General features: G+C 35.1%; 21 protein-coding genes. 18 read left to right on the forward strand and 3 right to left on the reverse strand.

Annotated features, from left to right (window positions below):
- Positions 1-651: 651 nt before the first annotated feature.
- The 5 genes from ACZ427_RS01770 (at position 652) to ACZ427_RS01790 (ending at position 6070) form a co-directional block, all read left to right on the forward strand.
- Positions 652-1407: a maleate cis-trans isomerase family protein gene (locus ACZ427_RS01770; RefSeq protein ID WP_461179217.1), complete on the forward strand. Its 756-nt coding sequence runs from the start codon at positions 652-654 to the stop codon at positions 1405-1407.
- Between the two features lie 438 nt (positions 1408-1845).
- On the forward strand, positions 1846-2490 hold the full coding sequence (locus ACZ427_RS01775) for an isochorismatase family protein (protein WP_461179216.1): 645 nt from the start codon (positions 1846-1848) through the stop codon (positions 2488-2490).
- A 606-nt stretch (positions 2491-3096) separates the two neighbouring features.
- A complete protein-coding gene (locus ACZ427_RS01780) occupies positions 3097-3927 on the forward strand; it encodes an alpha/beta fold hydrolase (protein WP_461179215.1) in 831 nt (276 codons plus the stop codon).
- 952 nt (positions 3928-4879) lie between these two features.
- Positions 4880-5491, forward strand: coding sequence for a flavin reductase family protein (locus ACZ427_RS01785; RefSeq protein WP_461179234.1), 612 nt, complete (start codon positions 4880-4882; stop codon positions 5489-5491).
- A gap of 153 nt (positions 5492-5644) precedes the next feature.
- A complete protein-coding gene (locus ACZ427_RS01790) occupies positions 5645-6070 on the forward strand; it encodes a Fur family transcriptional regulator (protein WP_461179214.1) in 426 nt (141 codons plus the stop codon).
- Positions 6071-6316: 246 nt separating this feature from the next.
- On the opposite strand, the gene ACZ427_RS01795 is transcribed toward ACZ427_RS01790, so the two are convergent.
- Positions 6317-7369: a response regulator transcription factor gene (locus ACZ427_RS01795; protein ID WP_461179213.1), complete on the reverse strand. Its 1053-nt coding sequence runs from the start codon at positions 7367-7369 to the stop codon at positions 6317-6319.
- A gap of 186 nt (positions 7370-7555) precedes the next feature.
- Between ACZ427_RS01795 and ACZ427_RS01800 the strand changes: the two genes are divergently transcribed.
- Positions 7556-8686 carry a class II histone deacetylase gene (locus ACZ427_RS01800; protein ID WP_461179212.1) on the forward strand — a complete coding sequence of 377 codons (1131 nt, stop codon included), beginning with the start codon at positions 7556-7558 and terminating at the stop codon, positions 8684-8686.
- Positions 8687-9208: 522 nt separating this feature from the next.
- Here ACZ427_RS01800 and ACZ427_RS01805 read toward each other — a convergent pair.
- Positions 9209-9973, reverse strand: a complete 765-nt coding sequence (locus ACZ427_RS01805) for an IclR family transcriptional regulator (protein ID WP_461179211.1) — start codon at positions 9971-9973, stop codon at positions 9209-9211.
- A gap of 392 nt (positions 9974-10365) precedes the next feature.
- On the opposite strand from ACZ427_RS01805, the gene ACZ427_RS01810 reads away from it, so the two are divergent.
- The 12 genes from ACZ427_RS01810 (at position 10366) to yiaK (ending at position 21822) form a co-directional block, all read left to right on the forward strand.
- Positions 10366-11334, forward strand: a complete 969-nt coding sequence (locus tag ACZ427_RS01810) for a C-terminal binding protein (protein ID WP_461179210.1) — start codon at positions 10366-10368, stop codon at positions 11332-11334.
- Between the two features lie 14 nt (positions 11335-11348).
- Positions 11349-12374 (forward strand): TRAP transporter substrate-binding protein, encoded by a 1026-nt coding sequence (locus tag ACZ427_RS01815; RefSeq protein ID WP_461179209.1) that lies wholly within the window; start codon positions 11349-11351, stop codon positions 12372-12374.
- Between the two features lie 18 nt (positions 12375-12392).
- Positions 12393-12878 (forward strand): TRAP transporter small permease, encoded by a 486-nt coding sequence (locus ACZ427_RS01820; RefSeq protein ID WP_461179208.1) that lies wholly within the window; start codon positions 12393-12395, stop codon positions 12876-12878.
- Between the two features lie 30 nt (positions 12879-12908).
- On the forward strand, positions 12909-14210 hold the full coding sequence (locus tag ACZ427_RS01825) for a TRAP transporter large permease (protein WP_461179233.1): 1302 nt from the start codon (positions 12909-12911) through the stop codon (positions 14208-14210).
- A 181-nt stretch (positions 14211-14391) separates the two neighbouring features.
- A complete protein-coding gene (locus tag ACZ427_RS01830) occupies positions 14392-15396 on the forward strand; it encodes a zinc-dependent alcohol dehydrogenase (protein WP_464883507.1) in 1005 nt (334 codons plus the stop codon).
- A gap of 12 nt (positions 15397-15408) precedes the next feature.
- The gene (locus tag ACZ427_RS01835; protein WP_461179207.1) at positions 15409-16164 is read left to right on the forward strand and encodes an SDR family oxidoreductase; all 756 of its coding nucleotides are present in this window, start codon (positions 15409-15411) and stop codon (positions 16162-16164) included.
- 46 nt (positions 16165-16210) lie between these two features.
- A complete protein-coding gene (kduI, locus tag ACZ427_RS01840) occupies positions 16211-17044 on the forward strand; it encodes a 5-dehydro-4-deoxy-D-glucuronate isomerase (RefSeq protein WP_461179206.1) in 834 nt (277 codons plus the stop codon).
- A gap of 80 nt (positions 17045-17124) precedes the next feature.
- Positions 17125-17793, forward strand: coding sequence for a ribose 5-phosphate isomerase A (rpiA, locus tag ACZ427_RS01845; protein ID WP_461179205.1), 669 nt, complete (start codon positions 17125-17127; stop codon positions 17791-17793).
- Positions 17794-17828: 35 nt separating this feature from the next.
- Positions 17829-18782 (forward strand): sugar kinase, encoded by a 954-nt coding sequence (locus tag ACZ427_RS01850; RefSeq protein ID WP_461179204.1) that lies wholly within the window; start codon positions 17829-17831, stop codon positions 18780-18782.
- A gap of 132 nt (positions 18783-18914) precedes the next feature.
- Positions 18915-19544 carry a bifunctional 2-keto-4-hydroxyglutarate aldolase/2-keto-3-deoxy-6-phosphogluconate aldolase gene (locus ACZ427_RS01855; protein ID WP_461179203.1) on the forward strand — a complete coding sequence of 210 codons (630 nt, stop codon included), beginning with the start codon at positions 18915-18917 and terminating at the stop codon, positions 19542-19544.
- A gap of 213 nt (positions 19545-19757) precedes the next feature.
- On the forward strand, positions 19758-20723 hold the full coding sequence (locus tag ACZ427_RS01860) for a Gfo/Idh/MocA family protein (protein WP_461179202.1): 966 nt from the start codon (positions 19758-19760) through the stop codon (positions 20721-20723).
- Positions 20724-20820: 97 nt separating this feature from the next.
- Complete coding sequence (gene yiaK, locus ACZ427_RS01865; RefSeq protein ID WP_461179201.1) at positions 20821-21822, forward strand: 3-dehydro-L-gulonate 2-dehydrogenase; 1002 nt, start codon at positions 20821-20823, stop codon at positions 21820-21822.
- Between the two features lie 651 nt (positions 21823-22473).
- On the opposite strand, the gene ACZ427_RS01870 is transcribed toward yiaK, so the two are convergent.
- Positions 22474-23415 carry a ParB/RepB/Spo0J family partition protein gene (locus tag ACZ427_RS01870; protein ID WP_461179200.1) on the reverse strand — a complete coding sequence of 314 codons (942 nt, stop codon included), beginning with the start codon at positions 23413-23415 and terminating at the stop codon, positions 22474-22476.
- Positions 23416-23463: the final 48 nt, after the last annotated feature.

Below are 23463 nucleotides of genomic sequence, written 5' to 3' on the forward strand. Positions count from 1 at the left end.
CATTAGTTTTACAGAGCAATTCATTCCTAAATCAAAAAGTAACTTTATGATTACTAATGGGAATGTTTCTAATTATTTCACCCCCAGAAACTCAGCCTTTATCTATGTATATATTGAATACCTTGTATAATGTGAAAGTATCGTGAAAATTAGTGAACTCGATTTTTGATGTATTTTAAATAGGAATTTCAATTATAGATGTTATTTTACGAATATTTCATCAGAAATCGTAGAACACAACAGATTTAATGATTGACAATAGTTAATTTTAGAAATAGAATGTAATTATGAAAGGTTTTGATAACTTTGGTAAGTTTAATCAAGATTTATCAAGACAAATAATCCGAATTTCCAAAAAATCACCTAATATGGCGTGCTGAAGGGGTGGTGGTTATTTTCACAGTTTTTTATGGACTCCACTTGTTAATGATAAATTAATTGATAACTGGCTTCGGCATCATGTGCGACCATCGAGAATCATTTTATCGATCGTGCCTAAGTTGAATACATCATTACTGGTTCGGAATATTGATGAAATAAAAAATCTCCTACAGAGTAGGAGGAATATCAATTTGGTGAGTTAAGGAATCCCTTGTTCCGTTTGACACGGTGAATGCCGAGAGACTATATAAAATCAAGGAGGAAAAGAAAATGAGTAAAAATTATAGAGTAGGTCTCATTGTTCCAAGTTCAAATACAACGATGGAAACAGAAATTCCAGCAATGTTACAGAAAAGAATGAAAATAAAGCCAGAAACATTTACTTTTCATTCATCTCGGATGCGTATGAAGCAGGTAAGTCCTGAAGAATTGAAAAAAATGGATGCAGATAGTGATCGATGTGCTCTAGAGTTGTCTGATGCAAGATGTGATGTACTTGCTTATGCGTGTCTTGTGGCAATTATGTGCCAAGGCCCAGGATACCATACTTATTCAGAGGAACGTTTAAGTAAAGTAGTAGAAGAAAATTCAGGAGAATCCTCAGTTGTCAGTAGTGCAGGTGCATTAATTGAGGGTATTAAAAAGATTGGTGCTAAAAGAGTTGCAGTTATCACTCCATATATGAAGAACTTAACCAATCAAGTCATTGAATATATTACTGCTGATGGAATTGAGGTAGTCGATTCTATTAGTTTAGAGGTAGCTGATAATTTAGAAGTTGGTCGATTAGATCCTGAGAATCTTATTGGTCACGCAGATAAATTAAACATTCAAAATGCAGATGCAGTGGTTTTATCAGCTTGTGTACAAATGCCATCCCTTCCGTCAATTCAAAAAGTGGAAGATCGATTAGGTCTACCAGTACTGTCGGCAGCAACTTCAACCGTATATAAGGTTTTGACTCAACTAGGTTTGGAGCCAGTTGTTCCAAATGCAGGAAAATTACTTTCAGGTAACCTTAAATAAATGGTAAACCACAAAAAGCCCTATAATTAGGCAATGGTAGTCCTCAATACCGTTGTACATGTGATAGAGGAATTACCAAGAGAACCTTCCTCTAATATTACCTGTGCGCCATCGTGAAAATTGGAAATATGAAACATCCGGTGCGGTTGATTGAGATAAAGACAGCGAAGACAACAACGTTTTGTTGTGAATCAGGAGATGTTTCGAATTTAATTGACGGCCCAATTATTTAAACAATTATATAAATTCATAAACTTGATGGAAGACTATCTAAAGAGCTCTGTTGTCTTTTTCTCCAAATTGGAGAAAAATAAAACTGAATAATGATTATAATCAGCAAATAGCCCGTATTTTACTATTTGACAAACCAAGAACTTTTTAATGCAAGCTAGGGAAAAATAGTATATAGATAAATAAAGATGATAGGAGATAAATAATATGCTAACGAGCCATGGTGACGAGAGTATTTTTGAAGAGAGAGGTTTTGGTAAAGAGCTTGGTATGGGAAAGAAAGCAGCAATCATCGTCGTTGATTTGATTGTAGGCTTTACACAACCAGACATGCCAATGGGATCAGATCTAACTCAACAAATTGAAAAGTCAAATGAACTGATTAAGGTGGCTAGGGAAAAACAATTATCTGTCTTCTTTACAACCATTTCATATGATGAAGAGGATGTAGCGGATGCAGGTATTTGGGTGAAAAAAATGGAAGGGTTAAAAACATTACAAGCTGGGACTGACTTCGTAAAAGTGGATCCATCCCTCGATTTTCAAAAAGGTGATGGTTTAATTGAAAAAAAATATGCCTCTTCATTTTTTGGCACGGATTTACTTACCAGATTAATTAGAAATAGAGTAGATACAATTATTGTAACAGGTGCCACTACTAGTGGGTGTGTAAGAGCAACAGTCGTTGATGCTCTTCAATATGGAATAACACCTATCGTTGCAGAAGATGCTGTAGGTGATCGCGAACAAAAAACTCACGAACAATCATTAGTTGATATGAGACAAAAATATGGAGATGTGATGAATACAGAAAAAATTATTAAAAAATTACAACTTGAAAATATGGTGTAGATTAATAAAATTATTACAGTGAGATTTTAAATGTATTTCTTCAATAGTTATTGTATAAGCACTATACTGTAGCTTAACTTGTTATAATGGATTCATGGGTTAAACACATAAGTTGAAAAGATATGATAACTAATACTATGAGTGAAAAAAGAAGAGGATACAGCAAATTGGAAAGCTGATTGTTGCCACAAAAAAACAACAACAGGTCTCGAAATGGAGAACAATAAAGATTTATCCATTAAACATCAGTGTAACTTACTGGATCTATCTAGGTTTTTGTTAAATTAAGCCATATTTTCCACAAAGTTTTAATGAATATTTAACGCATTAAATGTATATTTATACCGGAATAATGGAGCCATAGCGGGCATGATTCATGAGCAAAGCCGCCAGTATGAAGGGGTGATTGGCTCACGCACGAAAATGCTATCATGCCCGCCACTACACGTAAAAAAACTCCTATGCTAACATCTGATTCAATACTAAATAGCGAAGAGGCAAGAAATTAATTTTTGTGTCTTGACAAGCGGGGGCCATCTTTGATTAGTATAATCTTAATTTTATTGTGATAACGTTTCCATCGTATTAATACTTAGGAGGTATGTTATGAATGTTTTTTTAGAAAACACCGAATTTGAGGATGTTTATATCCAAGGGATGGAAGTTGACTTACACATGATTACGAAGGGAGATAAGTCTGGAATCCCTTTACTCTTTCTTCCGGGAATTACTAGCTACTCTTATTCTTTTGCTGAAGTCTTAAGAAAAATACCAGATGAATATTATTGTATATCTTTAGACTTTCGTGGACGTGGTCAATCTTCTTGGCCTACAACTGGTTATAAATTGAAAGATTGTGCTGAAGATTTGTTAAGTGTAATGAATTATCTTGTTGGTAATTCTCACAACCCTATTATTGTGGGTCACTCTATGGGCGCTAGAATAGGAGTCGCTTTTGCTAGTCAATATTCTAATCTACTATCAGGATTGGTGTTAATTGATCCACCTATTAATGGTCCAGGTCAGCGAAATGTTTATCCTAACCCGCTAGAGGAAATGTTTCTAACTCAAAAGCAAGCAGTAGATGAAGGGAAATTAGATTTATTTAGGCAATACATGCCTGAGCATTGGACAGAACAACAAGTACTCCAAAGAGCGGAGGAGTATCGTAATAATTCAAAGGAAGCGATTATTGAGTCTTACCGTTCTCTTCTTTATGAACCATTTCACGCACATTTAAAAAATGTATCAGTTCCAACTCTGTTAATGGCTGCTGAACATGGTGATACTATTCGAGAAGAGGAATTGGATTTGATTAAAAGTCTTAATTCCCATGTTGAAGCGGAACGCATTAAAGACGTAGGTCATATGATTTATAAGGATGATCCTGATACAGTGGTACAAAGTATTTTAAAATTTGTAAATAAACATTTATAAAATATTAACATTAATTGGAGTATAGGTGTGAAAAGATTAGTAGTTTATTAAAAATCAACTAAAGTTAAGTGGCTCCTAACTAATTGGTGTGGGGTGTAAAAAAAATAGAAAAAAACTTAGTCGGTTTGACATGGAGTCTCGGAGGGTATGATTCATCAGCCAAGTCGTCAATATGAAGGAATATTGGCTTACGCACAGAAATGCTATCATGCACATCACTCCACGTAAAACCTCCTATTCTAACATCTGCTCCCTAAATAGCGGGAAAGCAGTTAGGTGTTTACATTCTCTCAGAATCGTACACCTCAGTGTTCTGTAAGTAGTCTCATCATTTCAAAACCGATAAAAATTATTCCCTGAAACATTTAGAATTGAACTTGAATGCCATATCGATATTTAAACGCTTGATGTAAGATTCTAAATTGATGGCATTCATTAGAAATATTGAATGAAAATGAAATGATCATATACAACAATAATTGCATCATGTTTATTGCTGCGTTTTTTCATATCACATTAATTAATGATGTTAAATAGACCAGGCTATCGTATAATGTTCATAGAAAGTACTCCTCCAGTCTTTTGGTTTAACAACCTTTATAGAAGATTTGGGGAAGTACTTCCTTTTTTTACATCTAAATCTTAGCCTGTAATCGCTAGAAATTATGATTTTTATCCAATCAATAATAAAATTTTATTTTAGGAACTTCGTTTGTTCGAATGAGTTTGGAGTGAGAGAAGTAAGAAATTAAAATTATCCTAAGTTATTTCTCTTATGAATGTGATGAGTATATGTTACATTATTTAAAATTACAACAAATTTGCCGGTGTGGCCATGATGAATCTTATGTATAACTTGGGTGGAATTTAAACTTCTAGAATAAATATGGAGCAAATCGTAACACATTGGAAAACTATTACCCTAATCCATCATAAAAACGGAGGGCAAAAATTGATTAGTATAAAGCCTGAAAATAATACAGTGAGAGACAATTATAAATTATTAATCGGTAGCGTAATACCGAGACCTATTGCATTTGTTACAAGTATGACGGATGATAATACCATTAATGGTGCACCATATAGTTTTTTCAATGTTGTAACAGCAAATCCACCAATGATATCTATCTCAGTGGCCCGCCAAAAGGAAAGAGAAAAAGATACTGCACGAAATATAGCCGAACGGAAAGAATTTGTCGTCCATATTGTCGATGAAGAAAATGTGATGAAAGTTAATAAAACAGCTGCCACTCTTCCTTCCGGTGAGAGTGAAATAGAAATAGCGCAATTATCGCTTCTTGATAGTGAAGTTATTTCCACTCCTGGAATTAAGGAAGCGAAAGTTCGTTTCGAATGTGTGTTAGAACAAATTATCGAGTTAGATGGCACTGAAGGAACAGTAGGTACAGATTTAATTGTAGGTAAAATTGTTTGTATTCATATGGACAAGACAGTATATGAGGATGGCAAGATAATATATGACCAATTTCAACCTGTTAGTCGTCTAGCTGGTAATGATTATGCTAAAGTCGGTGAAATCTTTTCGATTAAAAGGCCAAGGTAAAGTCGATAAACCTCGACCTATAAAATTAACCAAAAATAATATATAAAATAATTAGAAACAGGACGATAGCCTACAACCGAAGTATTGAAAAACTCAATTCTGGGAAACCAGCACAAGAATAATTATTTCATTTTATAGAAAGGAAGTAATTCTATGGAGCTTGAATTGAAAGAAAAGTTATCAAAACTGGAGGAAATTGGATATCGCCGAACTCCTCAAAGAGAAGCAGTTATTAAATATTTGTCTTATACGGATACTCATCCATCAGCTGATGAGATTCATCGTGAATTAGAAAAAGAATTTCCTAATTTGAGTCTAGCAACTATCTATAATAATTTACATTTTTTAACAAACAAGGGGGTTATAAAAGAATTATACTGTGGAAATGAATCAAGTAGATTTGATTTTAATACTACAGATCATTACCACATCATGTGTGAATCATGCAGGAAAATAGAGGATTTTAAATATCCACTTTTTTATGAAGTCGAGGCGTTTGCCGAAGAATTTTATGAATATAATATAAAATTCCATAGTCTTGAATTATATGGCATATGTAAAGATTGTCAGACTAATTAAAGTTATATTAAATGAATGTCGCTATTTGTGAATGCCTGTCATTTCTCGTTTTTCGTCGATAGTCGAATTTTAAATATGTAATAAAATATGAGGATATTAAGGTTGCAAGACCAAGTGTTATTAAGAAAATATTTCCTTCCTTCCTAAATAATACAAGCACATTGTTCCTCTAATAGAACAATATGCTTGTTATTTATTAACGTAAGCGAAATAATCCCCACCTGTACAGATGTGGCCTTTTGACGATTACTGAGGAACGTTCTTTATTTCTTTTAATTTATGTATAAGGCTTGTTCGATTGGGAACCCCAAGCCTTTGATACATGTTTTGTAAATGCTTTTTTACGGTATTTATACTGATCCATAATTTTTTGGAAATTTGATCATTGGTGTAACCTTTTAATATTAAATCAAATATCTCTGATTCTCTTTTGGATAATAAATTAATTAAATGATTCTCGTTTTTCTTTTTGTCAGGAGATAGGTAAATAGAGTATTTATTGGATGCAGGGTTTTCTTTAAGTTTTTCCTGGGGCATAATTTTAATTTTCCACTCATTGATATTGATATCATAAGTTTTTTTTTCATTGAGTATATTGGGTTTAATAGATGTGTGAAAGAATTCCTCAACGGATGATCCCGGACTGATCGTTTCAATGATATCTTCAGCGGTTTCATTATAAAAAGATATGGTTTGATTTTTGCTTGTATGAATTATACCAAGCTCATCATTTCTGTATTTATTTAGAAAAAGATTTTTTGCCTCGACTTCCTCCAAATCCATTGAGTTTTTAACTAGGTATTGAAGGTGAATGGATAGGTTTTGAAGTATTTTCTTATCCTTTTGAGTAAATGGTTGATCACCTTTAAATCGGGCAAAGCCAATTCCGCCATAAATAATTGGTCCATTAGCAAAGTACATGACCATTTGATCAATCATTTGATGTCTTTTAACAAATTGATAATATTCTGATTTGATAAAGGTGGACGGTGTGGTGGTATCATTTATGTTTAAGACTGTTTCACGTCTGTTGGCTATATTTCTAAGTTGCTTTTTAGGATGCATGACATCTGTATGAGAGTATATTTCTGTGTAATCCAAAATTGCTTTATCATCAAAGTTAAAAAACTCTAGATTGTACATATTGCACCTTGTATCTGATCGCCAAAACATAGAGTGATTAAAATGAAACAACTGAGAAAGCAGTGATTGGGCTTTGTGAGATAAGTTAGATGAAGTGGGATGAGTGTTATTTATAAAACGAACAATTTTTTCATAATCTTTCTTGGATAAACTCATAATAACTCCCTCCATTGAAATTGCATATTTCATTTCTGTTCAATTTAATATTTATTGTATCACAATATATAAAACTGAGAAAATCTAAAATGTTCGGAATTCTAAATTAAATCATCCTTCCGTGTAATTGCCTTTTTAGTAACCGATTGCAATAATGATAGTACAAGATATTAAGGAGGCAGTTAAATGAAGAAAAAAACAGGATTTATTTATGATGAGAGTTATTTTTGGCATGATAATGGATCTGGAGCTTTACATTTAGCCTCTGGTGGTTGGGTGCAAAGTCATACTTACGGAGAAGATCCAGAAACGAAGAGGAGGTTTAAAAACTTACTTGATATAAGTGGATTCACACCTCAACTTGAATCCATTGCTCCGCGACCGGCAACAAGGGAAGAAGTCGAATTATTCCATATTCCCAGTTATGTTGATAAGGTAAAAGAATTAAGTGATGCAAATGGGGGAGATGCAGGTCAGATTGCAATAGTAGGAAGAGGATCATATGAAATTTCTTTGTTATCCGCAGGTGGAGCAATGACTGCTGTTGACGCAGTGATGGAAGGTGAAGTTGAAAATGTCTATGCTTTAACCAGGCCACCAGGTCACCATGCTGAGGCTCAGGAAGGAATGGGTTTCTGCATATTTAATAATGTTGCCATTACAGCAAAATATGCTAAAAGAAAATATAATGTAGACCGTATTTTGGTTCTTGATTGGGATGTACATCACGGAAACGGAACAGAACAAGCATTTTATGATGATGATAGTACGCTGTTTATTTCCCTCCATCAAGATCGATTATTTCCGGCAAAACGTGGTTTTGTTGAACACTGTGGTGAAGGAAAGGGAGAAGGGTACAACGTTAATATTCCGCTGCCAGCGGGAACAGGAAATGCGGGATATATGAATGCATTTGAAAAAGTAGTTAAACCAATAGTAGATCAATTTAAACCTGAATTAATTATCGTATCAGCAGGACAAGATCCAAGTTTTTTTGATCCTCTAGCCAGAATGATGGTAACAGCTAGTGGCTTTTATAGATTTGCAGAGTTTATGAAGAAGTTAGCAGAAGAGCACTGTGATGGGAGATTAGTATTATCTCATGAGGGTGGATATAGTGCAGCATATGTACCGTTCTGTTCATTAGCAATCGTTGAAGCGATGAGCGAAATTAAAACAGAGGTAGAAGATCCATTTATGGACAGTTTCGGTGTACCAGTTGAGACTTTGTTTCCACATGAGGAAGAAGCGGTTCAAAAAGTCATTAAACAACAATCTGAGTTTTGGAATTTTGATGCAACGAAGGTAGTTAGGTAAGATAATATTGGCATTGTACGACTTTCCAATAAGGTTAGGTGCCTGTCACTTCCTCATTTTTGTCGTAATTTGTTGAATGAGGCTAATTAAGAATTAGGGTCAGGTTAAATAGTGTTACATCAAAATAAGAATTGAACCACTGTCAAAGACTAACAGATGAAATGGTACCTATACATAGTGTATCTATGTATAGGTACTATTTTTTTATGGAGCTTATTCTTTAGAAAATATGTGTAATTTGTGTGCCTCTACACCAAATTTATAGGCTATATTGGCTGTATTATTTGTGGCAAGCGTAATCGCTCTTAACGATCATCTATTGCTTGAGACATAATACCTCAATAAAATTAATTAAGCATTTCTGGCAGCGGATTCAAAAGCATAAACATCCCCAATCCAGTTAACTCAGGAAGCCTTTCCAGAAAAGAATCAAGCTTCTCCCGGCTTTGAAAGCTAAAGGCAGCCAATTCCTGCATTGGCTCGTATGTTTGTAAGCGGAAAATGATTATTTTGAAGCTGGAATTAATTAGGTAAGTAACCAAATTGTTCAGAAATTTGCTTAGAAGTTGCTCTCACCTTTTCTGCTAGTTCATTGTTCACTCTATCCATAGTAACACGATTGGCGGGTCCTGAAATACTGAAGCTCGCGGTAATTTGTCCCTTGTAATCATAAATTGGTCCAGCAATACAACGGATTCCCTCTTCATTTTCTATATTGTCCAATGAATAACCTTGAGACTCAACTTTTTTTATTTCTTTCTTAAGTTCTTCCCCTGAAGTAATTGTCATTTTTGTTCGTGATTCGAATTTTATTCTACTAATCACATCATTTAAATAGGTTTGGTCCATTCCGGAAAGAAGTATTTTACCGACACCAGTACAATAAAGAGGTGCACGACTTCCTATAGTAGAGTACATTCGAATTTTTTGGTTGCTTTCTATTTTATCTACATATAATACTTCCCCATTATCTTCAACACACAAATGGATAGTTTCATTAACATCTCTAGATAAACTAGCAAGGTAGGGTTCTGCAACATTTATTACATCCAAATTATTTAACATAGAACTTGTTAGCCGAATCAATGCATTTCCAAGTAGATATTTTTCTGTTTCAGGATTTTGATACACGTAATTCAAATTGACAAGCGTTGAGGTAAGACGGTGGGCTGTACTTTTCGACAACCCAACTTCTTCTGCAAGTTTTGTAATTCGTAAACCATCTGGCTCATTTGATAATACTTTCAAAATAGCAAATGCTCGTTCAATAGATTGAACGTTTGACATATAGTTCGCTCCTTAAATTATAAATAATATCTTTATACACTCAGGTTAATAGTAGTTGAAAAAGCATAATTTGTAAATTAATTATCAAATTATGAATTAGGTATTTTTTAAAAATTTAGTATTGCGAATAATGTAAGCGTTTGTTATAATTAATTTGTGGAACACGGTTCTGCATTGTAGAACACAATTTTGAAAACAGAATATAAGACTGACACTTTTTGACTTTTTCTAGAAAGGAGGTTGGAATTTATATTTAATTATTTCTAATTTCGTAACATAGAACCGCTTACAAAAAATGATATATTTTGCCGGTTGATTAGATAGTTTGATTCAACAGCAGTTGGGTGTTACCTTACCTGCTTTTCAATTTTTCGAAGAAGGAGAGTAATTTTATGGCTAATCTGAAAGTTTTAATCACCGATTGTGATCATGGGAATGTAGATATCGAAAGAAAGGTATTTGACGAAGCGGATATTCCGTTTGAACTGGCACAGTGTAAAACAGAAGAAGATGTAATTTCTAAGGGTGAGGGCTTTGAAGTTTTCATTAATCAATATGTTCCGCTTACCAATGCGGTATTTGAAAAGTTACCTGATTTGAAACTTATAGTGCGTTATGGTGTTGGGGTAGATAATGTAGATGTAGAGGCCGCTACTAAACATGGCATACAAGTTTGTAATGTACCAGATTATGGGATGAATGAAGTAGCTGATCAAGCATTGGCTATGATGTTGAATTTTACAAGAAGCATTTCTTTAATGAATGATTATGTTCGTAAGGGAGTCTGGGATTATCAAAGAAGTATTCCGCTCTTTAGACATAGTGAACAAACGGTGGGGGTTATTGGTGTAGGGCGTATTGGAAGCTCTTTTGCGAAAAAAGTTAGAGCTCTTGGCTGTAAAGTAATCGGCTATGATCCAAAATACCTGGAAAGAGATTCTAATAGATTGGCAGAATATATTGATGAGTTTGTTACTCTGGATAAGTTACTTATGGAGTCGGATGTAGTTTCTATTCATTGTCCATTGGACAGGGCGCGTAACTTAATAGATGAAGCAGAATTAAAACAAATGAAAGAATCTGCGTATCTGATTAATGTATCTCGTGGCGGTATTATTAATGAAACTGCATTGAATAAGGCTTTGGAAGATAAATGGATTGCAGGTGCAGCGGTAGATGTTGCTGAAAATGAACCAGTAGAACCTGGATCAGTATTGTTAAAACATGATAATTTTATCTGCACACCACATATGGGCTGGTATTCAGAACAAGCGGCACTGGAACTAAAGCGTAAGGTAGCAGAGGAATCTGTTCGATTCTTAAACGGTGATTCAGTGAATTATCCAATAAATAAATTATAAAGGAGTGTTTTAAAATGAGAAAAAAAATGAAGTCATTCGGATTAATTGTAAGCGTTTTATTTTTGGTGTTGATTATCACTGCTTGCAGTGGAGATTCAGAGGCATCTGGTGATGGTTCAAGCACAGATACCGAAGTATTAAAAGTAGCATTTAATCAACCTGAGAGCCATCCGCAGTTTAAAGCAATGGAGTCGTTTGGAGAAAAATTTAATGAACTCACAGATGGTAAATATGAATTTGAAGTTTCACCAAATGAATTATTAGGTGCACAAAGAGAAACTATTGAACTAGTGCAATCAGGTACAATTGCTATGTCAATTGTTGGTGGAAGTTTGATGGAGAATTTTAATGAAGACTTTGCAGTATTCAACCTGCCCTATGTTTTTGATTCAAAAGAACATCAAATGGAAGTCATTAATGATCAAGAGATTGTAAGTGATTTATATAACTCTGTTGAAGACGAAGGAATGATTGTTGCTGGGGCTTTTCATGGTGGAGTGCGTAATGTGTATAACAACGAACGTCCAGTACATACACCAGAAGATATGGAAGGATTTAAAATCCGTGTTATGGAAAGTGATACCAACGTGAAAATGATGGAAATGATGGGTGGTGTCGGAACGCCTATGGGTCAAGGTGAAGTTTATACAGCAATCCAATCAGGAGTATTGGAAGGTGGAGAAAATAACGAACTTATATACAATGACCTTAAACACGTAGAGGTAGCTCCTTACTATAGCTATACTCAACACCTAATGGTTCCCGACTACTTAATCATTAATTCTAATCTATTTAATGGAATGTCTGATGAGCATAAAGAGATTTTTATGGAAGAATTATCAGCAGCAGTTGATATGGAAGTAAAACAATTTGATGAAGATGTACAAGAAGCTGTAGATGCTGCAGAAGAAGCGGGTGCGGAATTTAATGATGTAGATATTTCAGTCTTCCAAAAAGAGGTTGAGCCTTTAATTCAAGAAAAATTGACTTCTGATACATCGAAAGAACTATACGAAAAAATCCGTGAAGTAGCTGAATAGTAGATGGAGTGATTCAATATGGAAGCGATAAAAAAAACCTTGGATAAAATTCTTGCAGCGATATGTGTTAGTTTGTTTGGCTTCCTTGTAGTGCTAGTTACATGGCAGGTTTTCACTCGGTTCATTTTAAATGATCCGAGTGCTGTTACCGAGGAGCTAGCTAAATATTGTTTTGTGTGGTTAGTTTTATTTGGTGCTGCTTTTGTTTTTGGAGAAAGAGGTCATATGGCAGTTGAATTCATAAAAGACTCATTTCCAAGAAAGGTTAAGTTAGTTGTTGGGATTTTGATTGAGATAGTGATTATAGTATTTGCGATTCTAGTGCTCCTTGTGGGAGGTTATCTCGGTACAGAGATTGCCTGGAATCAGCTTTCAGCATCTCTGCAAATCCCAGTTGGTTATTTATATGCAGCTTTGCCATTGAGTGGAGTATTTACTATTTTTTATTGTATATACAACATTACTCGCATTTTAAAGAATAACAAATCTATAGAACAGCTATAGTTCTTACAGAGAGGAGATAAATATATGGACATTGCTGTTCAAGCTGGACTTATCCTATTATTGGGCATATTGTTTTTCCTAATAATAGGTGTGCCCATAAGTGTCAGCGTGGGGATAGCTTCTCTACTTGCTATGTTTACTATAGTAGATTTTGACGATGGATTGTTAACTTCTGCTCAACGATTATTCACGGGTATTAATTCATTTACTTTATTGGCAATTCCATTCTTTATCCTCGCTGGTGTCATTATGAATAATGGTGGAATAGCAATTCGGCTAATTAATTGCGCTAAAATTTTGAGCGGAAGAATGCCAGGTTCATTAGCACATACTAATATCTTGGCCAATATGTTATTTGGTTCGATAAGTGGTTCTGCGGTAGCTTCAGCAGCAGCAGTAGGAAGCACAATGGGAGAGTTACAAGAAAAAGAGGGATATAAGAGAGAGTTTAGTGCCGCAGTAAATGTAGCCTCTGCACCTACTGGTATGCTTATTCCTCCAAGTAATATAATGATCGTTTATTCTCTGGTTAGCGGAGGAACTTCTATTGCTGCTTTATTTTTAGCAGGCTATGTACCTGGTATTTTATGGGGATTGGCCTGTATCATAGTAGCACTTATTTTCTCTAAAAAAAGGGGATATAAGAGTCAGATTCAGATAAGCTGGAAACAAAGGTTACTTATAATATTAGATGCTATTCCAAGTTTGTTGTTAATCGTAATCGTCATTGGTGGAATTATAGGAGGAGTGTTTACTGCAACAGAAGGATCAGCCATTGCAGTTATATATTCTTTGCTATTATCTTTCATCTATAAATCGATCAAGATTAGGGATTTACCTGAAATATTATTGGAAGCTACTAGAACGACTTCCATTGTTGTTTTTTTGATTGGTGTTTCTTCTATTATGTCATGGGTAATGTCATTTACAAACATTCCAAGATTAATAGCTGATTTATTACTATCAATTACGGATAACATGATTATTATTTTGTTAATCATGAATGTTATTTTATTGGTTGTTGGTACCTTTATGGATCCAACCCCGGCAGTACTTATATTTACACCAATCTTTTTACCAATTGCTATGAGCTTTGGTATTGATCCAATTCATTTTGGGATTATGATGGTACTTAATTTAAGCATTGGAACGATAACGCCACCCGTAGGACCAGTATTATTTGTTGGTGTAAGGGTTGCAAAGTTACGAATTGAAAGAGTAATAAGGCCGCTTATGCCATTTTTTTTAGTCTCAATAGTGATATTGCTATTAGTAACCTTTATTCCATCCATATCCCTGCTTATACCGGAATTATTTGGACTAATGCAGTAGAAATATGAACCTACTCAACTACTATGTTTAATTCAAAAATTTTAATTAGACTATATAATTTGATTTTAATGATTCCGATTTTTTGAAAGTACAAAGCTTGAATCGTGCATGATAGTTAATAGTTAACAATAATCATATGTTCAACTTATATAGCTTGGTAAATACAAAAGGAGTGAGTTTTTTGAAGACTGTAGTTTATAACGGAACTAAGGATGTTTCCTTCGAGGAGAGCCCAAAACCAAATGTAACAGAGGGGTGGGCACTAATTAAAACATCATTTGCTGGAATATGTGGAAGTGATTTAAGCATTTATGCAGGAGTGCATCCAAGAGCGGAAGCACCTCTAGTAATGGGGCATGAATTTTCAGGGACGATAGTAGAAGGGCATCCCACTTTGAAAAAAGGAACTCCAGTAACAGTCAATCCCTTATTGCGCTGTGGAGAATGTTATCCCTGCCAAATTGGTCAAAGTCATGTTTGTGAAAATTTAAAACTGGTTGGAATTGATTGTGATGGAGGAATGGGTGAGTATGTTAAGGTCCCTATACATAATATTGTTCCATTACCAGATGAACTACCAATGAGTTTAGGAGCATTAATTGAGCCGGTTGCTGTGGGAGTACATTCTGTTAGACAGGGTGAGTATTTGGCAGGTGATAATGTAGTTGTATTTGGTGCTGGTACCATAGGTCTATGTGTTGCTCTAACTTTAAGATTTTACGGTGCAATAAATGTAACAGTTGTGGAGCCAAATGAATTACGATTGGAAAAGGCAAAAGAACTTGGTTTTAAAACTGTTAATCCGACAACAGAGGATCTAAAAGAAAAAGTACTGGAAGCTACGAATGGGGTAGGTGCAGATTATGTTTTTGACTGTGCAGGTCACCCTACTGTAGTAAGTTCCTTGACCAATATTGCAAAGGTTAGAGGAAATGTTGTTATTGTCGCTATGTACAAACAACCTCCTGAAGTAGATATGCGAGAGGGTATGTTTAAAGAGTTGTCGATGAAATTTGTACGAGTTTATACAGATAAGGATTTTAAATTAGCAGTCGAGCTATTATCAAATAATCATGAATTTGAAAAGATTATTACTCATCTACTTAAACCTGAGGAAGCAAAAAGAGGATTTGAACTATTAACAACACATACTAACGCAGTAAAAGTAATGTATGAATTTAATTAGGAGGTAATGGTAGTGCATGAATTGTTTGATCTAACAGGGAAAGTTGCAGTTGTGACAGGTGGTAATCGAGGACTTGGAAAAGGTATAGCCTTAGGTTTGGCCAGTGCTGGGGCGAATATTGCTATTATTGCCAGGAACGTCAGTGATGACGTTCTCGACGAAATCAGGAATGAAGGCGTTAAGGCAGAAGGTATTAATTTCGACTTATCGAACTTTGATGAATACGAATCATTGGCGGAAGATATTATATCAAAATTTGGAAAAATTGATATTTTAGTTAATAATGCTGGTGTTCAAAGCCGGCATCCATCTACAGAATTCCCGAAAAAAGATTGGGACCTTGTATTGGACATTAATGCAAATGCAGTGTTTTTCATGTCTCAGGCTGTTGGAAAACATATGATTGAACGAGGAAGTGGAAAAATTATTAACTTAGCTTCTATGTTGTCATTTGAAGGAGGATATACTGTGCCAGCGTACGCAGCTAGTAAAGGGGCCGTAATGCAGTTTAGTCAGTCCTTATCCAATGAGTGGGCAAAGCTTGGGGTCAATGTTAACTGTATTGCCCCTGGTTATTTTACTACGGATATGAACACAGCAATTGTGGAGGATGAAAAACGGTATAACAGTATTTTAGAAAGAATTCCTGCAGGTAGATGGGGAAGCCCCGATGATTTAAGGGGCGTGGCTATATTCCTTGCCTCTAAAGCATCAGATTATATGAATGGATACACTGTTGCGGTTGACGGCGGTTACTTAGGAAGATAATCTATAACATTTTAGTTTATTAAACTTAATTATAGGAGTGATTATTATGGAAATAAGATATGCAACGAATCCACGAGATTTTAAAAAGTATGATGGGGAACGAATTAGAAATGATTTCTTGATTGAAAATCTTTTTGAGGATGGGAAATTGAGAATGGTATATTCACATTATGATCGTTTAATTGTTGGTGGGGCTAAGCCTACTGATACACCTCTTTACTTAGAGGATAAAAATACATTGAAGACAGAGTATTTCCTGGAAAGAAGAGAAATAGGTATCTTCAATATATCGAATGCTAAAGGGAAAATCTCCGTTGATGGGGAAAGTTATCAATTAAATAAAAGAGATTGCTTGTATGTGGGTAAAGGCAACAAAAAAGTTGTGATTGAAAGCGATGATCCTTCAAAACCTGCTAAATTTTATTTAGTGTCTGCTACAGCACATAAAACTTATCCTATTCAAAAGAAGTCTTTGGAAGATGCGACACATAGACACTTGGGGGATGATTCTCAATCAAACAAACGTGATCTTTACCAAGTTATACATGAAGATGGAATTCAAAGCTGTCAGTTAATGATGGGGATGACTTTTCTATCACCTAACAACATGTGGAACACAATGCCTCCACATGTACATGATCGAAGAATGGAAGCTTATTTATACTTTGACCTGGACGAAGATGAAACAGTGATGCATTTCATGGGGAAACCAGACGACACTCGGAAAATTGTCGTTTCCAATGAGCAGGCTGTTCTTTCACCACCGTGGTCTATTCATTCCGGTGTAGGAACGAAAAATTATACTTTTATTTGGGCTATGGCTGGAGAAAACTATACTTTTGATGACATGGACCATGTAGACAAAAAAGATATAAAGTAGCAAATGCTTAAATATAAGCCTCGTTCAGCAGGCTTATATTTTTATTGAACTATTCCTATACAACGGGGGGATGACTTAATGTGGACAGTTTGAAGAAAAAGAATGCAGGTGAAAAAGCAGTTGAGTATATAGAAGATGGAATGACGCTGGGATTGGGATCAGGATCAACAATCTATTGGATGATGAAAAGATTAAGTGTACAAATCCAAAATGGATTATCTGTAAAGGGCATACCAACTTCTAAGAGAACGGAAGGGTGGGCCAGAGAGTTCGGTATTCCTTTAACAGAATTTGCTGAAATTGAAAAGATTGATTTAGCAATCGATGGTGCTAATGAAATAGATCCAAATCTAAACTTGATAAAAGGGGGAGGAGGTTCCCTTGTTAGAGAGAAAATTGTTAATGAATTTGCGGAAAGACTACTAATAATTGCCGATGATGGTAAGTTTTATAACCAATTGGGAAAACATCTCCTACCCGTGGAAGTCATACCCTTTGGTTGGGAAGTGACTGCTCGGAATTTAGAGAAACTTGGCTGCACTACAAATTTAAGGATGCAAGATAATAACGTGTTTATTTCAGATAATGAAAATTATATAGTGGATTGCCAATTTGATTCTATTCAGGACCCAGTAAGGTTACATGAGGAGTTAAAGTTATTAGTTGGTGTCATAGAAACAGGTTTATTTTGTAATATGGTAGACCAAGTTATTATTGGCAAGGACAGTAAAGTTGAACTACTTAGATAGGCAGTCCCACATGGACGAAGGAAGGAGAAATAGAAATGAAAGATATAATAACCATCGGCGATGCGCTAATTGCATTTAATCCTGTTAATACTGGACCGATGCGCTTTTCCGAATTATTTGCGAAAAGAGTAGGTGGGGCTGAGTTAAACGTTGCTATTGGATGTTCTCGGCTTGGCCTTACCACTGGATGGTTAAGTAGATTAGGAAATGATGAATTTGGTAAACACATTCTTAATTTTGCTAGAGGAGAGGGAGTAGACGTATCACAAGTTCAATTAGTAGATGGCTATCCTACTTCCTTAACTTTTAAGGAGATAAAAGAAAACGGAAATGTTAACACTTTTTATTATCGAGAAAAATCACCTATATTATCAATGACACCGGAAAGTTTGGATGAGGAATACCTTCGGAAAGCGAAAATTTTGCATATAACGGGTATTTTCCCAGCTATAAATCCTGAAAATAATCTTCCTATTATTAAGCAATCAATTAAATTAGCGAAGAAACATGGGGTGAAAGTTTCTTTTGACCCTAATATTCGATTAAAATTATGGAGTCAAGAAGAAGCAAAACGCACACTTTCTGAAATTCTCCCTGATGTCGACATTTTACTTGCTGGTGATGAGGAAATGGATATTATCCTAGGGATTAAAGAACCAAATGCAATTATTGAAGCTTGTAAATCTTTGGATATATCGTATATTGCTATCAAGATGGGGGCAAAAGGTTCGTTAGGATATCATAATGGTAAGGTAATAGAGATACCGGCGGTTAACGTTGATAAAGTCGTAGATACCATTGGTGCAGGTGATGGTTTTAATGCAGGTGTCCTTTACGGTATTGTTAATGATTGGCCGCTTGATAAAACATTAAACTTTGCAAACAGAATTGGTTCTATGGTTGTAGGAGTAAAAGGAGATAATGAAGGGTTGCCATATTATGATGAAGTCCAGGAACAACTGGGAGAGAAAAAAGTAATAGAAAGGTAAATATAGATTGGAGTAAAGACTATAAAAATTGTAGGAATTGTTATTACGAAATTTCCTTATCCTAAAGAATCAGCAAAAAGGATAAAGGAAATTATTTCTTAAGAAAAATAACTGACGGAAAGGATAAATTTCGTGCATAAAAAATTAACCATACTCCAACAATTGATTGAAAATAAAATCATTGCAGTTATACGTGGAGAAAGTGCTGAAAAAGCTGAGAGAATTATTGAAGGAGCTTATTCTGGTGGAATAAAAATAATGGAAGTTACATACACCGTCCCAGGTGCTTCTGAATTAATACAAAAGTTATCGAAACAAAATGACAAAGAGTGGATTATTGGAGCGGGTACGGTATTAGATGCAATAACTGCAAGACTTGCAATTCTTTCTGGTGCTACTTTTATTGTATCACCTACATTTGATTTAGAAGTTGCAAAGCTATGTAACCGATATCAAGTTCCATACATTCCGGGTTGTTTTACTGTGAGTGAAATTTTAACAGCAATGGAAGCTGGGTCAGAAATTATAAAGGTTTTCCCTGGCAATGCTGTTTCACCATCAATCATCAAAACAATAAAAGGTCCGATTCCACAAGCCAACCTAATGCCTTCAGGCGGAGTAAATATTAATAATATTGTTGATTGGCTTGATAACGGAGCTGTAGCTGTCAGCGTTGGAAGCAACATTTATAAAGAAAGTTATGAAGAAGTGAAGGAAGCTGCAAGAGAAATAGTGAGTACTGTAAAAGAAAAAAATATTTAAAATTATAATATACACAAGGACTTATTACTGCTTGAAGTCAGACTAGTTTTTATCTAGTCTGACTTTATTTTAAAATTAAGAGTCTTGGGATTATAATTAAGTGAAATCTGGTGGAGAAAAATTGAAATAACAAGTGTGAGGTGGAGATTCTTGCGGTAGATGGTAAGTAATATCCCGGAGAACATCCACTTCATAAAAAGGAGAAATCGTAGAATGAAATTTGAAAAAGTTCGTTGGGGGATTATTGGATGTGGTGATGTAACAGAAGTGAAAAGTGGTCCAGCATTCCAAAAAGTTCCAAATTCAGAGCTGGTTGCTGTGATGCGCAGAACTGGTGAACTGGCGAAAGATTATGCACAAAGGCATGGCGTTCCGAAATGGTATGATAATGCAGACGCACTAATAAATGATCCGGAAATTGATGCTGTATATATTGCCACACCGCCGGGTTCCCACAAAGAATATACAATGAAAGTAGCAAAGGCAGGGAAACCTATTTATGTAGAAAAACCAATGGGCCTCAATACAGATGAATGTAATGAAATGATTGCTGCATGTGAAGAAGCTGGCGTTCCTCTATATGTTGCATATTACAGGAGGGCAATGCCACGATTTCTTAAAATTAAAGAGTTGCTGGATAACCAAGCAATTGGAGATGTGCGCTTTGTATCAACCACACAATATCAAAAGGCTTCGAAAGACATGAGCAATTCCTGGAGATTTCAACCCGAAGTGTCTGGAGGCGGGTTACTTTTTGATATGGGAAGCCATACGTTAGATATATTAGACTTTCTTCTTGGTCCTATTAAAGAATTGAAAGGTTTTACCTCCAATCAAGCAGGTAACTATCCTACAGAAGATATCGTAACTGGTACATATTTATTTGAATCGGGCGTACATGGTGTAGGAAATTGGTGTTTCTCTGCTTATGATGATTTGGAGATAAATGAAATCGTCGGAAGTAAAGGAAAAATAACCTTTTCTACTTTAGGGAATGATCCTGTAATTTTAACGACCCCTGAAGGAAAAAATGAATGGAGCTTTGAAGCCCCAAAGCATGTGCATCAACCTCTTGTTGAAACTGTTGTAGCAGAATTAACAGGAAATAGTGTGCAATGTCCAAGTACAGGAATTTCTGGTGCAAGAACCAACTGGACCATGGATGAATTTTTTAAATAGGTCAGCAATATTCTTATAATTATATATTTTTTTCAGAATTACTTGTCGACCAATATGCAATGAAAATATTAAAAAATCAACAAAAGGAGTTGTCAATATGCGAATAAAATATAACGAAATGAAAGATGAATTTAAAAGAGTTCTATTGAAAAAAGGTTTTTCTGAACAAGCAGCTGAAGAAGGGGCTATATCCTTTACCAATAACAGCTGTGATGGTGTCTATTCGCACGGAGTAAATCGATTCCCAAGAGTCGTTGAATATATTGAAAAAGGCTATATTAAACCAGATGCTGTTCCAGAAAAAATCATCGGATTTGGTGGGTTAGAAAGATGGGATGGAAATTTAGCTTTAGGAAATTTAACAGCGAAACAATGTATGGATCGGACAATTGAATTAGCCGAAGAACATGGAATAGGATGTGTAGCCTTAAAAAATACAAATCATTGGATGAGAGGTGGAGAGTATGGCTGGCAGGCAGCGGAAAAAGGATTGATCGGTATCTGCTGGACGAACACAAAGCCTAATATGCCAGCTTGGGGTGCTGAAGATAGAAGAATCGGTAATAATCCTATTATTTTAGCGCTTCCAAGAGAAGAAGGACCAGTAGTTGTTGATATGGCAATGTCGCAATTTTCCTATGGCAAGATAGAAAACTATAAAATGGATGATAAGAAGCTGCCTGTTCCGGGTGGATTTGACAGCAAAGGAAATCTTACAAATGATCCTAAGGTAATAGAAGAAACATGGAGGGTATTACCAACAGGCTACTGGAAAGGTTCAGGTTTATCAATTGTACTTGATTTCGTTGCTTCCATGTTATCAGGAGGAAATACTACTTATGGTGTAGGGAAACTAGGTGACGATGAATATGCTTTATCACAGGTATTCATTTCCATTGCACCAGATAAATTAGGAAACAGCTCAGAAATGGACGAAATGATTAACGATTCCATTCAATATATTAAAGAGTCAGTTCCTGTAACAGATGGCGATGAGGTGTATTATCCTGGGGAACGCACAATGAATACTAGAAAGGATAATTTGAAATTAGGAATACCTGTCGCTGATGAAGTCTGGGAAAAAATTAAGTCTATGTAAACAAATGTGTCGCATAGGGGTTATGGAAAACAAGTTTGAGACATCTGTAAGCGATTATCTAACCCATGACCCTTTACTTGTGTCACTAAATACTTTTGACTCCTCGCTAATTGGTGTGGAGAGTAAAGAAAAATATAGAATCATAGTCGGTTTTACATGGAGCTTCGGCGGGCATGATTCACGAGCCAGCCGCTAATATGAAGGGCGTGTTGGCTCACGCACAGAAATGCTATCATGCCCGCCACTCGACGTAAACCTTCTATTTTAACATCTGCTCCAACACTAAATAGTGGGAAGGCATTATTTTGTAGAGGTGAATTGCAATGAAAGTAGTTAGAATATTGGAAGCTCATATAATTGAAGTACTAGATGTTGCCATCAAGTAGAGCGATCCTTGCCATTGTTTTTGAGCCACTCATATCAATCATTTTATACCTTAAGATTGGTGCCTTGTCATTTCCTGATGATTGAAGGTCTGAAATTGCAATGAGATTGTCTGCTGTTTAGCTGTCCTATTACAGCTACTTTAAGTACCATCTTCAACTATCGGGATAATGAACCTGTCCCTCCATCCGTGTGTACTTTGCACTTTTGTTTTGCACCAAATTCTTTGGCCCTGACGTCATCCTATTTTGTATTACTGTACAGTTTTCAATGATTCAGTTTTTCTTCATCATTTTCATCCTTATAATGGCTATAGGGAAATTCAGTCCATTTAATTGGCATGCCTATTCTTTCTATTAGAATTGCTAAGCTATTATACAACTGATTCCTTTGGCTGGTAGATAAATAATTAGTGAAATTAGAATGGAAATTATTAATTAAGCGCTCTAATAATTTGTTAGTTAGACGAAAGTTAAATTGATGTGTTGAAAGCTTATACTTATACCTTAGACTATGTTCATACACAATTTCTTTTGTTCCCTCACTTTTACTTTCCATATAATTGATAGCATCATCTAAAGTTTTTCTTTGTATATCCTCAGTGAACTCTTTGAAAGGTGCTATTTCAGTTACTTTTTTTATCTCTTTAACTTGCTCTCCGTTTATGTCTCTTTCAGTATAACGGTCAACAATATATTGTTGATTTTCTCCTTTTAAATGTTTGGTTTTATGGATAATGGTGTACCCATGTTTTCCAGCCCCTGTACGTTCACCAACTTTTAACCAATCAGGGTTAACATTTAGTCCTTTCATGTGGTTCTTAACTGTTTCTTTCGTTACATTACATAATTTTGCTATCTCAACTTCATCAAGGTCATTTTCTAATAGGTATTTAATCATTCGTTGCAGTTCATAACCAGTACGTTTCTTCCTATAGAATTCAGATTTTAATCTTTTAATAACATGTTTTATTTCTGATGTTTCGGTATCTATTAAACAGTCTACAACTGTTTTTCCAATGTGTTTCAGAGCGAAATATCTTCTATATCCTTCAACAAGTATAAATGTTTCGTCACTCTGTTTTTCAATTATAAGAGGAACTTTTAACCCATTTGCTTTGATATCGTAAGCTAATTCTACGTCTAAATCTTTCTTTCTAAAAGGTTCTTCAGTCTTAATATCCATTATTAATACTTTTTTGACATTCATGCTGTATCACCCACTTTTTAATATGGGTATTCAGTAAGTAGATTGTCC

The organism is Virgibacillus ainsalahensis, assembly GCF_055380755.1.

What these genes read in the sequence shown, in the direction of transcription:
- ACZ427_RS01860 (WP_461179202.1), top strand. Translation starts at nt 19,758, where the DNA reads ATGAAATTTGAAAAAGTTCGTTGGGGGATTATTGGATGTGGTGATGTA.
- ACZ427_RS01800 (WP_461179212.1), top strand. Translation starts at nt 7,556, where the DNA reads ATGAAGAAAAAAACAGGATTTATTTATGATGAGAGTTATTTTTGGCAT.
- ACZ427_RS01870 (WP_461179200.1), bottom strand. Translation starts at nt 23,415, where the DNA reads ATGAATGTCAAAAAAGTATTAATAATGGATATTAAGACTGAAGAACCT.
- ACZ427_RS01780 (WP_461179215.1), top strand. Translation starts at nt 3,097, where the DNA reads ATGAATGTTTTTTTAGAAAACACCGAATTTGAGGATGTTTATATCCAA.
- ACZ427_RS01795 (WP_461179213.1), bottom strand. Translation starts at nt 7,369, where the DNA reads ATGAGTTTATCCAAGAAAGATTATGAAAAAATTGTTCGTTTTATAAAT.
- yiaK (WP_461179201.1), top strand. Translation starts at nt 20,821, where the DNA reads ATGCGAATAAAATATAACGAAATGAAAGATGAATTTAAAAGAGTTCTA.
- ACZ427_RS01770 (WP_461179217.1), top strand. Translation starts at nt 652, where the DNA reads ATGAGTAAAAATTATAGAGTAGGTCTCATTGTTCCAAGTTCAAATACA.
- ACZ427_RS01805 (WP_461179211.1), bottom strand. Translation starts at nt 9,973, where the DNA reads ATGTCAAACGTTCAATCTATTGAACGAGCATTTGCTATTTTGAAAGTA.
- ACZ427_RS01775 (WP_461179216.1), top strand. Translation starts at nt 1,846, where the DNA reads ATGCTAACGAGCCATGGTGACGAGAGTATTTTTGAAGAGAGAGGTTTT.
- ACZ427_RS01810 (WP_461179210.1), top strand. Translation starts at nt 10,366, where the DNA reads ATGGCTAATCTGAAAGTTTTAATCACCGATTGTGATCATGGGAATGTA.
- kduI (WP_461179206.1), top strand. Translation starts at nt 16,211, where the DNA reads ATGGAAATAAGATATGCAACGAATCCACGAGATTTTAAAAAGTATGAT.
- ACZ427_RS01815 (WP_461179209.1), top strand. Translation starts at nt 11,349, where the DNA reads ATGAGAAAAAAAATGAAGTCATTCGGATTAATTGTAAGCGTTTTATTT.
- ACZ427_RS01850 (WP_461179204.1), top strand. Translation starts at nt 17,829, where the DNA reads ATGAAAGATATAATAACCATCGGCGATGCGCTAATTGCATTTAATCCT.
- ACZ427_RS01820 (WP_461179208.1), top strand. Translation starts at nt 12,393, where the DNA reads ATGGAAGCGATAAAAAAAACCTTGGATAAAATTCTTGCAGCGATATGT.
- ACZ427_RS01790 (WP_461179214.1), top strand. Translation starts at nt 5,645, where the DNA reads ATGGAGCTTGAATTGAAAGAAAAGTTATCAAAACTGGAGGAAATTGGA.